The following is a 15,083-nucleotide window of genomic DNA, read 5'->3' on the forward strand; positions in this document are numbered from 1 at the left end:
AAAACCAGTAGGCAATGCAGGTACCTACTCATAGCAAATCGTACAGCGCCGCAAGCTTGCCAATGCGCGCATGAGGCAACCAAGTGGCTTCCACAATCGGCTTATTTGGCACATACCAAAGCGCCTGAGCGCCAAAGCGCAACGCCCCTTGCACATCACTTACCGGATGATCACCAATATGTAGCAACTCACTCGGAGAGCTCAGCTTCAAACCATTGCTCGCGGCCACAAACAAATCATCAAAAGGTTTACCGCGTAAACCATTGCCGGGCTGATAAGCCGCTTGAAAATACTTACCTAAACCAATGCGATGTATATCGGCATTACCATTGCTTACCGCTACTAAAGGATAACGCTCGGCAAGTGCCGCCAATAATTCATGCACTTCTGGGGCAATATCAACCTTGTTACGCGCAAGCAAAAATTCAGCCATCGCTGCTTCCGCATATTGCTTCGGGTTTTTAACTGAATATTGGGTTAAACCATGCTCTAAGGTAGCCAAGCGCAGGGCTGTCATGTTGCTGGCAAGCTCGCTGTTTTGTAGCGCAATTTTATCACGTAGAGCACGCCAACCATGTACATCGAGCTCCGCGGTTTCTGGGCATTGCTGCGCTATGAAATCAGCAACATGCCGCTCAGCAGCTATCATCACCGGCTTGTTATCGTATAGCGTATCATCGAGATCAAAACTAATAGCGGTAAAGGGGCGCAGGCGTTGGTGAAACTGCCACATAAGGAAACCTCATTATTTTAAAATTCTTTTTCAATCGAACAGTTGCAAACCATGATGAAACTTAACGAGTGCGTTTAGCTCTCGGGTGCGCTGCATCATAAACATCGGCTAAGCGTTGAAAATCAAGGTGGGTGTAAATTTGTGTGGTACTTAAATTTGCGTGCCCGAGCATTTCTTGTACCGCACGCAAATCACTACTTGCTTCCAGCATGTGTGTAGCAAAACTGTGCCGTAACTTATGCGGATGAAGGTTATCAAAGAGCCCTTGTTCAACACCCCATTTTTTCAAGCGTAATTGCACCGAGCGCGGTGTTAACCGCCGTTGTTGTTTACTTAAAAACAAAGCGGGTTGATCACTTCCTGGCCATGAGCTTCGTTCTTGCAACCACTGCGTTAACCATCGAGCCGCTTCTTTACCATAAGGCACGATGCGGGTTTTGCTGCCTTTACCGGTAACGCGCAGCTCGCGATCTGGCTGAATATCAGCCACATTCAACGATACTAGTTCCGCTAACCGCAAGCCGCTGCTATACAGCAACTCAAACATCGCTCTATCGCGTAAAGCTAAGGGCTCTTCGGCGGGAAATTCGAGAAGCTGCAAAATACTATCAATATCTAAATTCTTGGGTAGGCGTTTGGGGGCTTTGGGCGCTTTTACTACTTTCGCTGGGTTTGCTTCTAGCTCACCCCGGCTAACCAAATAATCAAAGAGTGTTCGCAAAGCGGCTAAACGTTGATGCAAAGTGCTAGAGCCTGCACCTTCGCGTCGCCATTGCATCACTAAATTTTCCACTACGGCTACATCAACTTGGCGCCAATCTGTTATTTCTAATTTCGTTAAGGCTTTTACTACTTGCGTTAACTGCCTTTGATAACTGGCAACGCTATGAGCTGCATAACCACGAACGTCGCTTAAATATTCGATAAAGCGGCGAACGTCGTTGGCCAACATTATTTTTCGCCTTGTGCTTTCAATAATGCCGGCAGTAAGAAGCCAAGCAAGCTTTGCAGCTGCGAAAGCAACAAGAAATCCATAGCGGGATCAAAATGCAGTGGATCTTGGCTACCTACAACTAATAATCCTAAATCACCCTGCTCACCCAATTGCACCAGTGCAACCGATTGAATATTCGCTTCATCAGCGAACAATAACTTGTGCTCTTCTTTGGTAATTCTGCCCAAATAAACTGAGTTTTCGTTAAAGCGGCGCGATAACAATTGCTTATGGGTATCGGCGTGGAATTGAAATTCTTCGGCAATTGGCAGAGTATTATCAAGGAACTTGAGCTTTAACGCTGAAAGGCCCATGCGCTCACAGAAGCCCTGCTCGAGTGCAACTGTGGCGGCAGTAAAACTTTTTGCCTGTAACAGCGCTTGATACATTTCGCTATATTGTCGAAATAACCGTTCGTTGTGCTGTGCACGGCTCATTAATGTAGTGATTTCATCTTCAAGGCTAGCCACTTTATCGCGCAGAACTCGTTGTTGCCGCTCAATCAAAGAAACCGAACCGTGCTGCTCATGCTTCAAATTAAGCCGTTGCAATACTCGTGGGTGCTGCTCAAAAAACTTTGGATTACTCTCTAAGTAATCCACCACTAGTTCGGCATCAAGTTGCGCAACGGCAATATCTTCAGCTAATAAATTATCTTTTTTCATAACGCAATTTGCCCATCGTATACATGCTCTGCAGGCCCCCGCATCCAAAGCGAATGCCCTTGCTCCCATGTAATATCTAAAGTGCCGCCTGGTAATGTAATAGCCACAGGCGACGTTAGTTTATCTTGTAAAATCCCCCAAACCGCGGCTGCACAAGCGCCTGTGCCACAAGCTTGGGTTTCGCCAACACCGCGTTCGAATACGCGTAACCGCGCTCGATTGGCGCCGGTGATTTGCATAAAGCCAACGTTTGCGCCTTCCGGAAAACGCTCATATTGAGTAAGCAGCGCACCTACTTCGGCCACAGGCGCAGTATCCACATCATCCACCAACATAACGCAATGAGGGTTGCCCATACTTACCGCACCCACCAAGAACGTTTGCTCATTGGCACGTAAAATATAGGTGGTTTCTGCTTTATTCGCCCGAAAGGGAATCTTGCTCGGTTCTAGTACAGGTTTTCCCATATCCACATTCACCATACCATCAGCTTCTAAGCGAATACGAATAACGCCTTTTTTAGTACTAACACTAATTTCTTCTTTATTGGTTAACCCTTTCATCCGCACAAAGCGGCCAAAACATCGCGCACCATTGCCGCACTGCTCCACTTCACTGCCATCGGCATTGAAAATTCGATAATGGAAATCAACATCAGGATCGTAAGGCGGCTCCACAATAAGAAGCTGATCAAAACCCACACCGCAATGTCGATCCGCTAACTTTGCAATCTGCTCACGGTTAAAAAAAATATTTTGGGTAACACTATCAATCACCACAAAATCATTCCCTAACCCATGCATTTTTGAGAAATGAATCAGCATGCTGTTCCTTGATTATTCGCCATTGCGTTCGCCTTACTGAAAACCTACTACATCTTAACGTAATTCGTATCGGCATATTGCCAATATTACGGAGCGCTTATTTTAGTAGTGCTTAAGGAATAAGGGTTTCGCCACGCCATACATCTTCCAGCGTTTCCCGCGCCCGCACCAAATGCATATGTTCACCGTTAATCATTACTTCGGCAGGTTTTGGCCGCGTGTTGTAATTCGAACTCATGGTAAAGCCATAAGCACCAGCGCTTTTAACCGCCAATAAATCTCCCGGTTGTACACGTAATGTTCGGTTTTGCCCCAAGAAATCACCGGTTTCACACACCGGGCCAACCACATCACCAGTAATTGCTGCAGCTGAAGAATTACTCGCAACATTCACAATATCGTGATGCGCTTGGTAAAGTGCTGGGCGCAGTAAATCGTTCATCCCTGCATCTACCATAATAAAATGCTTGTGGCCGTTAAACTTTAAATATTCCACTCGGGTTAACAAAACACCCGCATTCGCAACAATTGCGCGGCCGGGCTCTAAATAAAGCGCCAAGTGAGGGTAATCTTGCAAGCGCTTCAACATGGCCTGAATATACTCAGCTACTTGAGGCGGTTGTTCATCGGTGTAGGTTACGCCTAAACCGCCCCCCATATCGATATGCTTTAGCGTAATGCCATGTTCAGCCAAGCTATCCACTAACGCGAGCATGCGCTCGAGAGCTGCTAAAAAAGGCGCCAACTCGGTAAGCTGTGAACCTATGTGGCAATCGGCGCCTACAATTTCAATGCCTGGTAATTCAGCGGCACGCTGGTAAGTAGCCAGCGCATCCTGCATTGGAATACCAAATTTGTTATCTTCTAAGCCCGTTGCAATGTAAGGGTGGGTTTTGGCATCCACATCGGGGTTTACCCGCAGCGATATCCGCGCGCTAACCTTCATTGCCGAGGCAATTTCACTTATCCGCTCTAATTCAGCATCAGATTCAACATTGAATTGGCCTATGTTTTCGTTAAGTGCATAGCGAATTTCCGCATCTGATTTTGCTACACCCGAAAACACTATATCTTCAGCTTTACCACCGGCACGTAAAACACGTGCTATTTCGCCACCAGAAACCACATCAAAACCGGCTCCAAGCTCTGCAAGCACCTGCAAAACGGCCAAATTACTATTCGCTTTTACCGCGAAGCAGATTTTGTGGGGTGCTTTTAATTGTTCGCTGAAGGCCTGCCAATTGGCAGTAATAGCGGCACGTGAATACACGTAGCAGGGCGTTGCGAATTTCTCGGCAACCGCCGGTAAAGCAACACCTTCAAAATGGAGCACACCCTTTACTTCTTTCATTATCGACATCGACTACCCGTTTTACCTGTAAAATGCTTTGCAGCTGCAATTGCCACTACTACGATTCTTGCTGTGTTTGTTCTGCTGGCATAGCTGGCGAGGCCTCTTCGGGCTGCGTTTGCTGCTCAGGCTCTGGAATAAATAATGGCCCTTTTTGCCCACACCCTGCTAACAAAAACATGCCACAAACTACGCTTGCTAGTATCTGTAGGTTCGTTCTCGTGCGTTTTTTCATGAGTCACGTTACACTAAAGCTTGAAAGAGCTTTATAATCGCATTCGCGTGCGCTTTTGTCACCCGTCAGAAGCAATGCACGCCAGATCTAACTGGTTAAATTGGATAATTAATGAGTAATTCACAAACGCTAACTATCGCCACACGAAAAAGCGCACTGGCACTCTGGCAAGCTGAACATATTAAAGCTCGCTTAGAGGCTCTGCATCCAGGTCTTACCGTCATATTGCTACCCATGAGTACCCGCGGTGATGTGATTCTCGATACACCTCTTGCGAAAATCGGTGGCAAAGGGCTTTTTGTAAAAGAACTCGAAGTAGCAATGTTAGAGGGCCGCGCAGATATCGCCGTACACTCAATGAAAGATGTGCCGGTAGGTTTTCCTGAAGGTTTAGAGCTTGCCACCTTTTGCCAACGCGAAGATCCGCGCGATGCATTTGTTTCCAACGATTATGAAAGTTTAGCTGCAATGCCAGCAGGTTCAGTTGTGGGTACTTGCAGCTTACGCCGTCGTTGCCAAGTGGCGGAGCAATACCCGCAGCTAATCATCAAAGATTTGCGCGGAAACGTACAAACTCGTTTACGTAAGCTTGATGACGGTGAATTTGATGCCATTATTTTAGCTGCTTCCGGTTTAAAGCGCTTAGAGTTGCACGAACGTATTACCGCATGCCTTGATCCAGAAACCTCTTTGCCAGCGAACGGCCAAGGCGCCCTAGGTATCGAATGCCGCAGCGATGATGAGCGCGTAAAGGCTTTGCTAGCGCCGCTAGAAGACGCAGAAACGCGCGCTTGTGTTAGCGCAGAGCGGGCCATGAACCGGCGCTTAGAAGGCGGTTGCCAAGTTCCGATTGGTGCCTATGCTGAATTGAACGGCGATAGGTTATATTTGCGCGGCCTAGTTGGCGCCACCGATGGTTCTCGAATTATCCGCGATACTGTAGAAGGTGATGTTAAAAACGCAGAAGCGTTAGGCATTCAACTAGCAGAACAACTTCTAGCCGCAGGTGCAGGTGAAATACTCGCCGAAGTTTACGCTGAATCAGAGGGTTAAACTATGCGCCCTGGAGTACTCCTAATACGCCCCGACCAGCATAGCGATCCGCTAGAACTGGCCTTGCGCGATTTGGGTTACCCGGTTTATCAGCAAGCGGTTATTCGCATAGAGCCGCTTGCGGTTGATGAACAAACCCTGCACAGCTGGGTTACTCCTCATTGGCACGGCGTGGTGGTTATCAGCCCTAATGCTGCGCGCATTTTTAACAAACAGCTGGGTGAAAATCCATGGCCGAGTGCCGATAACTACTACACTGTAGGTTCCGGTACTTGCGAAGTTCTTTTGCCGTTTTGCCAAAAACCTATTACTTATCCGGCTGCGGGTTATACCAGCGAAAATCTATTAGCGTTACCGGAGCTGGCCGATTTACAAGAGCAAAACTGGCTTATTATAACGGGTAAAAATGGCCGGCAGCTTTTACCTGAAAGTTTAACCGAGCGTGGTGCAACGGTTACCGTTGCTGAAATTTATGAGCGCCAACCAAACTTAGATGAACTGCATAGCGCGGAACCTCTATGGTTAGATAACGTCGAATACATTATGGTATCGAGCGTTGAGCAACTGCGCTTGTTTTACCAACATATTTCCGAACCCACCCAGGTGTGGGCGCAGCGCGCACAATGGGTGGTTCCTAAAGGCCGCGTTGCTGAACAATTGTTAGAATTCAATGTGCCAAAAAAGAATATCCATGGCGCAGAAAATGCTACGCCCAAAGCGCTCACGCATACTTTACAGTTAATCAGGGAATCGCAAGCTATGACCGCAAGTAAAAGCGACGAAAAAACAGCAACTCCTACCGCAAGCGCCACAAGTGGGAAAGAAAATGTGCGTTCCAAAGCAAAACCGAGAACGGCCAGCAAACGCAGCTGGTTTGCAAGTTTCCTTATTTTTATTCTTCTAATATGCGTGCTAGTGCTAGCTGCCGGAGGCTATTGGTTGTGGCAACAACAACAAGCGTTAGCAAATCAAACAACAAATCAACTCACTTCGATTCAAGAGCGTTTGCAACGTGCTGAACGCGAAGAGCCCTCGCAGCAACCCGATGATTTAAAACGTGAACTTTCGGTAATGCGAGAAAACATACAACAGCAACTAGATGAACAATTCGCCAGCGAACGGCGGGCTCGCGAACTCGGCCTACAGCGTATTGATAATCTACGTGAAGATTCGATTGCTAGCCTACAAACCGCCACTGATCAGAACGCGCGCCAAATCACTCGGGTTAATGAGGAGTTGCGGGCCAGTAACGTGCGGCAATCTTCCCATTGGCACTTGTTAGAAGCCTTTGATTTGGTGGGTGCAGCCATTCAACGATTAAACTTTGAGTATAACCGCAACGCGGCACTAACACTTTTGCGGCAAGCAGAAGCCGTGTTGAGGGATACCAATCCTGATGCATACCAGCAAATAATTCGCCAACTGCAAAGCGATATTCAAATGATTGATGAGTTACCGCAGGTGAACACACAAGAGATTGGCTTGCGTTTGCAAAGAATGCAACCTGTTGTTCGCAACTTACCGTTGGCTCCAAGCTTTACACTAACAGATACCGATGAAGAGCGGGAGATTAGCGCTGATATGAGTAATTGGCGCGAAAATCTCGCTCGTGCATGGGAATCATTTAGTAGTGATTTAGTAAAAGTTCGGCGCCACGATGGCGTTCCTATGCGCTTAGATAATGATCAAAGAGCTTTAATTCTTAGCCGCATTGAACTGCAGTTACAAATAGCCCAACAAGCCGCCATGAATCACCATGGTGATTATTATCGCAATACCATTGATGAAGCTCTGCAACACATTGATATGTTTTTTGATTTAGAACACCGTGATGTTGTTCAACTACGAGCAGAGCTTAACGCATTGCGCGGTTTACCTATTGAGCCGGATTATCCAACCGGTTTGCTTTCGCACGCTATGCTGCGAGATCGGGTTGATAGTATTCGCAATTCTGGCAATGGAGGGTAATGCTGAGTGTTTAAAGCCTTGTTCGTTATCATCATTATTGCTGCCGGATTAATTTTGGGGCCTTTGTGGTCTGGAAGTACAGGCTCATTAATTCTTTTGATTGGCAATTACAGCATTGAAATGAGCCTAATTGTTGCGGCTATTTTGCTAGTGCTCGCCTTACTCGTTTTTTGGTTATGTGAAGCGTTACTTCGCAAAATATTTTCTGGCCGTGAGCTCACTGCAAACTGGTTTATAAAACGGCGCGAGCTAAAAGCCCAACAGCAATTTGAAACCGCCCTTACCGAATGGTTAAACAAGAATTATAAGTTAGCGGCTAGTGCCGCTGAAAATGCTGCACCCGGGCTCAAACGGCCACAACAAGGCTATCTACTCGCAGCCGCCGCATGGCAAGCATTGAATAACAACAAAGAGCAGCAGCGCCTGCTGAATCTAGCGCAAAATCAAGCTACCGATGCGCTTTCAGTTCAGCTCGCAACGCTTGAATCTACCACTGATCCGAAACAAGCATTACAACTATCACAAGCTTTATTACAAGCGCATCCAAAGCAAAATAACGTGCTACTGGCAGCTGCTACTGCGTTATATAAACACCAGCATTTGCAATCGTTACGTGAACTTTTACCAGCCTTGCATGACCGTGAAATATTGCCAGGGGCGCGCCTTGCTGAATTTACTCGTGCTAGTTACCGTGCCTATTTCCAAGCATCTGGCACCGATAGTGAAAAACTAAACCAAGCTTGGAGCGCGCTACCGAGGAAAAGTCGCCGTAATGCTCCAGTTCGGTTAGCCTATTTAGATACACTTACACAACGGGGTTTTGGCGCCATTGCAGCGAAAATAGCAGCTCGAGGCATACAACACCAAATGCTTACTGCTAGTGATTTAATTCAATACGATGCGCGCGATTGGCGACAAACAGCTGAACTGCGTGATGAAATTGAAAAACAAGTAAAAGCACACCCACAACACCCAAATTGGTTGTTATTATTAGCCATTGTGGCTATTCAAGAGGGTGATGCATTGCTTGCACAGCGAGCTGCAGAAAAAGCGATAACAATTCGGCCTGATCGCCAAACGTACCGCATTTTGGGTGAAGCACTTATAGCAAACCAACAGAAAGAAGCCGCGTTGCAAGCTTTTCGGCAAGCCGCTAGTTTTAAGCAAGGGTAATAGAAAAACGCGATGAATTTATACCGGTTATGTTGTCTGGTGGTGGCCACAATAATAAGTTCGATACTTATTAGTAATCCAGTTTTGGCCAATGAAAACTCGCAAGCCCGAGTAAATGTAACTATTGAAGGGGTATCTGGCCGTTCAGAAACCAACGTTCGCAACCGATTAAGCATTTACACCTATCACCAACAAGCTGCCCCAGGTATAAGCCGTTTACGCTATTTGCATGAAATGGCCTATCGCGATATCCGAGCCGCACTTACACCCTATGGCTATTATAAATTCGAAGTCGATAGTTCACTAGAGCTTATCGATGATGTGTGGCAAGCCCATTACCGTATTACCCTCGGGCCTGCGATTACCATTGCCAATATTGATATTCAGTTTAGTGGTGATGGCTCGAATGATTCTGCATTTCCAAGCTTAGTAACTCGATTGAATATAAGGCCCAACGCCCAGTTATTACATGCAGATTACGAGCGTGCCAAATCCCGAATTCGCTCCTTAGCCGCTGAACGGGGTTATTATCGAGCCCGTTTTGTAAAACAAGAACTTCGAATTGATTTAGAAAGCTATACGGCAAATATTTTACTCGAGCTTGATACTGGGCCTCGTTTCCGTTTTGGCCGAATAACCTTTAGTGAGGGGCATCTTGATAATGATGTAATGGAGCGCTTCGTGAATTTCGAAGAGGGCGATTACATCAACAGTAACGAACTTTTAGAGCTGCAGCTTGGCTTATCCGATAGCGATTACTTTAACCGCGTAGAAGTTCAACCTTTATGGCAAGAAGCAGATGATGAATACCGAGTGCCTGTTGAAATCGATTATGAGCCTATTCTACGAACGAATTATCAAACCGGTATAGGTTATGGCACCGACACCGGCGCTCGTGTGCGTTTTGATTTGAATCGCCGCTGGGTTAATAGCCGTGGGCATCGGTTTAATTCCCAAATACAGCTTTCCGAGATTCTTTCCAGTGTAGCCGGAAGTTACATCATTCCTGGCCGCAGCCCGCAAACAGATCAATATGCAATTCGTGGCCTTTGGACCGATGAAGATACGGGCAACACTCAATCTGAACGGGTTTCATTAGGCATAAGTTGGCAAACTCAGCTGAACCGAACACAACGAATTCTTGCCCTTGATTGGCTTAACGAGCGCGATAGGCTCGATGGTGAGCGCCGAGATAGTTCGTTCCTGCTCCCTAGCGCCCAATGGACAAGAGTGCACACAGAGAATCGTTTAAACATTAGCGATGGTTTTCGTATCGCGCTTACGCTTCGAGGCGCAGCTGAAAATGCCTTTTCTGACGCTGATTTTGCGCAAGCCACATTATCAGGAAAAATTGTACATCGCATGTCAGATCGTTGGCGCCTTCTTAGCCGTGGTGAAGCCGGCTCCTCACTGAGTAGCAGTTTTGATAAAATACCTACCTCACTGCGCTTTTATGCCGGTGGTGATACTAGCATTCGAGGTTACTCTTACCGCTCTGTAGGGCCCAGAAATGAACTCGATGAAGTAACCGGTGCGCGGCATTTGCTTACCGGCAGTTTAGAAGTGGATTATGAATTCAGACCCAACTGGCGCTTCGCCGTATTTGTTGATAGCGGCAATGCTTTCGATGATATCGCAGAGCCGATGAAAACCGGTGCCGGCTTTGGTTTTCGCTGGCAAAGCCCTATTGGGCCAATTCGAATCGATTTAGCCCATGCCTTTTCAGATCCCGGTGATAGCATACGGCTACACCTCACAATAGGGCCTGATTTATGATGTTCTGGCGCTGGTTTAAACGAAGTTTATATGCACTCTTAGCCTTGGTAATTATTATTCTTACCTTGGTTACTCTCATACTTACCACCCAAACCGGTGGCCGTTTGGGTTTATATGTGGCGGAGAAATCGCTGCCCGGTGATTTCGAATATGGTAGTTGGCAAGGCGCTATTCTTCGTGATTTTGAAATAACTGATTTGAGTTATCGTGATGGCGAAATAGACATTGAAATTGAATATTTACAGTTACGGTGGCGGCCTTGGCAGTTATTAAAACGCCAATTGCATGCACGTGAAATCGAAATCAACGGTGCGCGCATTCATCTTCCTGCGGGGGAACCAGCGCAGGAACCAAATCAACCGCTGTTTCCGATACAACTGCCTGATATACAATTGCCGGTTTCAGTTCGCTTAGATCAAGTGTTGTTAACCGATATCACGTTTCAACAAGGTGAATTGCAACAGCACATTAAACGCATTCAGCTGCGCGGCCGAACTCGCGGCGATACCATTCATCTGCATAGTTTTAGCCTCACTACCGATGATATCCACGCGCAACTGCATGGAACATTAACACCTGTTGGGAACTATCCCTTAAACCTAAATACTTTGGCGCGTTTTGAACTGCCAGAATACGGTTTCACCACTGTTGTGGGAACATTGCGTGGAAACACCGATGCGCTGGCATTGAAGCAGCAAGTAAGTGGGTTCGTAAGTGCCGAAGTTGATGTTGAAGTAACACAACCCCTCACGGAAAATTTAGCTTGGCGAGGTGTTATTCGAGTTTTACAAAGCACCTCCGAAGGGCTTATTCCTGATATTGATTGGCTAAACGCGAGTATTCAAGGATCAGGTACACTTAAAACCGTAGAGGGTGAGTTTCGGGTTGAGGGTAAACATGAAGCGCTAGGCATTTTTGTTGTTAATTCTGAAGCCGCCTTCGCAAATGAAACCTTCAGCTTAGATTCACTTTTTGTAAGGGCGGAAACGCTAGGCTTAATGCTCGATTGGACAGGTGAAGCAAGCATCATTACGGCTGAAGAAATCGGTGATACCGATATTGAACTCAGTATGGGTGGGCTATTTCGTTACCAGGATTATATCGATGCCGATATTTCTCTTGAGCTAGAAGGCTCTCCAGCAGGGCTAAGCCATTTCAATCTAAGTGCACAATCGGCAGAAAGCAACATTTCATTGACGGGTAGCTTAAGCTGGATAGATGATATTCAGTGGGATGTGGCCTTTGATATTAGCAACGTTGTACTCGAGCGCTTCAGCGCTCAATGGCCAGGGCTAATAAATGTTTCGCTCATAAGCTCCGGCCGCTGGGATACCGATGGTTCCAATGAAAACACCGATATTACGGTAAATTTGAATCGCCTTCACGGTGAGTTACAGGGCGAACCAATTTCTGTATCGGCTAATGGAACTTGGCGTGGTGAAGAAGTTGCTGTTAATGGATTAAACGCCCAATGGGGAGAGCAACAACTAAGCGGTGATATTCATGCGAACCTCGCCAACACCTCTATTACTCTTGATGTTACAGGCAAAAATATAGCTTATGACGCGTATTCGATTGCTAACATATCTGCAAATTTAATTGCCGATTGGTCGTTAAATACCTTACCTACTGGAACGCTGCACGTAAGTGATGTTATCCAAAATAAACAACAAGTTATAACAGATTTGAGTTTAGAGCTTTCGCAAGAAACTGATGCTCATCGGGCAACGCTACATGGGATTGCATTTGAAACAGAGGTGGCCATCGACCTTTTAGGGCACTGGCAAGATATGCAATGGCAGGGGCAAATAGAAACCTTTAGCTTTGCCCATGAAGAATTTGAAAATTGGCGTTTGGCGAACGCTGCACAAGCTACTTTTAGCCAAGAATTACTGGCTATTGATCAGTTTTGTATTAACAACGAAACACGCAATGCTGGCTTTTGTTTACAGGCTGATTGGAATCTAGCAACTCAAAACGGAAATATTGAGGCGCGCATAGATAGCCTGCAGCTATCGCTATTGCAGCCTGCATTGCAACCATTGATGGCTGATGAGCTGAATATTGAGGGATCGGTAAACGCTAATATTTCAATTCTAATCGAAGATAATCAATTAGCGATTAATAGCTCAGTAAATATCTCCGATTCGATAATAAGGCTACCTGAGCAAGATTTAGATTTCCGTATCAGCGCCAGCGAACTACTCCGAGTTCAAGGCAACCAAGAAACCCTAACCGCGTATTTCGATTTGCGTACACTTGATTTAGATGGCGGTATTAAAGGTGAATTCATCGTAAACGATGCACTTAACCTTGGCTCGATTAATGGGGATGTGCAAATACAGCTTGATAATCTCGCTATCATTTCAGTTCTAGTTCCACAGCTACAAGCTGTAGAGGGCCGGATTACCGGCGAACTTGGCATTGGTGGCGTGCTTTCTGCTCCGGTAGTTACTGGCTACATAGAAGCCTTAGAAGCTGGCGGCGAAGTACCTGCCGCAGGCATACGTATTACCAATCTAAATATCAGGCTAGATGCGCCTGGAGAAGTAGGGGAACCCTTTAGCCTCAACGCAGAAGCACAATCGGGTGAGGGTTTTTTAAACATATCCGGCCGCTATTTCTTAGTTGAGCAAGAGGCTGATGTACAAATTCGTGGTGAAAATTTCCAGGCAGTACAAACTCGTGATTTGCAGGTAAGTATTAGCCCGAACCTAGAGCTCAATTATAATAAAGACGGCATTCGAGCGCGGGGCGAACTTACAGTACCAAACGCGCTAATTACGCCTCCAGATATAGAAACAATTGATAGCTCATCGCGGGATACCATTATTGTTCGCGGTGACGAAACCGTGTTTAGTTTTGAAGAAGATAACTTGCCCATTGATGCCGATGTGCAAGTGATTCTCGGTAGTAACGTGCGGGTTGAAGCGTTCGGCTTTGATGGGCGCCTAGAAGGAAGGCTGCGCGTACGTGAACAGCCAGGGCAACAGACTTCAGCCGTAGGCACGATAAATGTCGCTACGGGCCGCTATGAGATTTTTGGGCAACCTTTAAATATTGATCGAGGCAACTTCACATTTACAGGTGGCCCTATTGATAATCCTGGGCTTGATTTACGTGTTTCCCGTTCGGTTGAAAGCGAAAACGTTACTGTTGGTGCTCGGATTGGTGGTTCATTACGTGAGCCAAACCTTACATTCTTTTCTACTCCAGCAATGCAAGATAGTGCAATTCTTTCCTATTTGATTCTTGGCCGGGCGCCAGGTTCAGATTCCGGCGAGGCCAATGTATTTGCGCAAGCAACATTGGCGCTTGGTATGCAAGGCGGTAACTTCCTTGGCGAGCAATTAGGCCAAGCGTTTGGCGTTGATGAAGTACTACTCGATTCTACCGGCGAAAACCTAGAGAACACTTCCCTGTTTATCGGCAAACACCTATCTTCTAGGCTGTATGTAAAATACGGTATTGGTTTAATTGAGCCCGTTAATACTTTCTTTATTCGCTACCGTTTAACAGAGCACTTACATTTTGAATCACAAACCAGCGGTGAGCGAAGCGGTGCCGATATCTTTTACAGTATCGAACGCTAACCAAAATAAGAAACGGCTTAACGCAAAAAGGCCTGATGCTGTTATCAACATCAGGCCTTTCACTTAAAGCAATTATTTATAGGTGCTTTTTAATATTCGATACTATCGATATCTTCAATCACACCACAAGCAATACGTGCACCAGCATTCCCTACCGGCTGCGAAGATAAATCATCAGCCTGAGCATGAACTACTACCGCTTTACCTAAAATCCGGTGTTCACCAGTTAAAGAAAGCTTATGATCAAGCTGCTCTAAATGCGCCATACCTGAAGCATCGGAATCCAAATTACCTAAATCACCTACGTGACGCTCATCACTATCGGGCGCCCCATGATCGCGATCATAAGGGTTGAAGTGGCCACCCGCGGAAGTTGCATCGGGCGCACTGCAATCACCAAACTCATGCACATGGAATCCATGCGTGCTATTTGCTGGCAAGCCTTCAACATGTGCCATCACCATTACGCCATCAGCATCCTGGGTAAATGTCACGGAGCCATAAATATTTTCATTACCTTCAGTTCCGCGCAAAACTGCAATATAACCGCCACCAGTAGCTGCTTCAGTATCAGCAGAATGGGCTTGATGATGATTCATTTCTGGCGCTGCACTTTCTGGAGCATTTGCAGGTGCAGTATTTGGCTCACCACCACACGCAGATAAAAAAACTGCCGCAGAAGCGGCAGTTAGCATAGTTTTTAATTTCATGCCGTACC

12 protein-coding genes are annotated in these 15,083 nt (G+C 46.4%); 5 read left to right on the forward strand and 7 right to left on the reverse strand.

All coding sequences use genetic code 11. The annotated features are described in order from the left end of the window. Positions 1–28 precede the first annotated feature (28 nt). The 6 genes from A28LD_RS11425 to lptM form a co-directional block, all read right to left on the reverse strand. The gene (locus A28LD_RS11425) at positions 29–733 is read right to left on the reverse strand and encodes an HAD-IA family hydrolase (RefSeq protein ID WP_007421232.1); all 705 of its coding nucleotides are present in this window, start codon (positions 731–733) and stop codon (positions 29–31) included. Positions 734–794: 61 nt separating this feature from the next. Further along, positions 795–1,685 carry a tyrosine recombinase XerC gene (xerC, locus tag A28LD_RS11430; protein WP_007421233.1) on the reverse strand — a complete coding sequence of 297 codons (891 nt, stop codon included), beginning with the start codon at positions 1,683–1,685 and terminating at the stop codon, positions 795–797. Then, positions 1,685–2,392 (reverse strand): DUF484 family protein, encoded by a 708-nt coding sequence (locus A28LD_RS11435; RefSeq protein WP_007421234.1) that lies wholly within the window; start codon positions 2,390–2,392, stop codon positions 1,685–1,687. The genes xerC and A28LD_RS11435 overlap by 1 nt, the downstream gene beginning before the upstream one ends. Beyond that, positions 2,389–3,213 (reverse strand): diaminopimelate epimerase, encoded by an 825-nt coding sequence (gene dapF / locus A28LD_RS11440; RefSeq protein WP_040487398.1) that lies wholly within the window; start codon positions 3,211–3,213, stop codon positions 2,389–2,391. Before dapF ends, A28LD_RS11435 begins: the two co-directional genes overlap by 4 nt. A 115-nt stretch (positions 3,214–3,328) precedes the next feature. Continuing rightward, complete coding sequence (gene lysA, locus A28LD_RS11445) at positions 3,329–4,576, reverse strand: diaminopimelate decarboxylase (RefSeq protein WP_007421236.1); 1,248 nt, start codon at positions 4,574–4,576, stop codon at positions 3,329–3,331. 49 nt (positions 4,577–4,625) lie between these two features. Then, the gene (lptM, locus tag A28LD_RS12195; RefSeq protein ID WP_083824823.1) at positions 4,626–4,802 is read right to left on the reverse strand and encodes an LPS translocon maturation chaperone LptM; all 177 of its coding nucleotides are present in this window, start codon (positions 4,800–4,802) and stop codon (positions 4,626–4,628) included. Positions 4,803–4,913: 111 nt separating this feature from the next. On the opposite strand from lptM, the gene hemC reads away from it, so the two are divergent. From hemC to A28LD_RS11470, 5 genes are read left to right on the forward strand one after another with little or no spacing between them, the layout of a single operon-like run. Beyond that, positions 4,914–5,855, forward strand: coding sequence for a hydroxymethylbilane synthase (gene hemC, locus A28LD_RS11450; RefSeq protein WP_007421237.1), 942 nt, complete (start codon positions 4,914–4,916; stop codon positions 5,853–5,855). A 3-nt stretch (positions 5,856–5,858) separates the two neighbouring features. Then, positions 5,859–7,823 (forward strand): uroporphyrinogen-III C-methyltransferase, encoded by a 1,965-nt coding sequence (locus A28LD_RS11455; protein ID WP_007421238.1) that lies wholly within the window; start codon positions 5,859–5,861, stop codon positions 7,821–7,823. A gap of 6 nt (positions 7,824–7,829) precedes the next feature. Further along, positions 7,830–8,996, forward strand: a complete 1,167-nt coding sequence (locus A28LD_RS11460; RefSeq protein WP_007421239.1) for a heme biosynthesis protein HemY — start codon at positions 7,830–7,832, stop codon at positions 8,994–8,996. Positions 8,997–9,038: 42 nt separating this feature from the next. Next, a complete protein-coding gene (locus A28LD_RS11465) occupies positions 9,039–10,772 on the forward strand; it encodes an autotransporter assembly complex protein TamA (protein WP_158091794.1) in 1,734 nt (577 codons plus the stop codon). Further along, positions 10,769–14,365: a translocation/assembly module TamB domain-containing protein gene (locus tag A28LD_RS11470; RefSeq protein WP_007421241.1), complete on the forward strand. Its 3,597-nt coding sequence runs from the start codon at positions 10,769–10,771 to the stop codon at positions 14,363–14,365. The genes A28LD_RS11465 and A28LD_RS11470 overlap by 4 nt, the downstream gene beginning before the upstream one ends. 89 nt (positions 14,366–14,454) lie before the next feature. Here A28LD_RS11470 and A28LD_RS11475 read toward each other — a convergent pair whose 3' ends face one another. Further along, complete coding sequence (locus tag A28LD_RS11475; protein WP_007421242.1) at positions 14,455–15,075, reverse strand: superoxide dismutase family protein; 621 nt, start codon at positions 15,073–15,075, stop codon at positions 14,455–14,457. Positions 15,076–15,083 lie beyond the last annotated feature (8 nt).

It is taken from the genome of Idiomarina sp. A28L, from assembly GCF_000218785.1.
Lineage (GTDB): Bacteria > Pseudomonadota > Gammaproteobacteria > Enterobacterales > Alteromonadaceae > Aliidiomarina.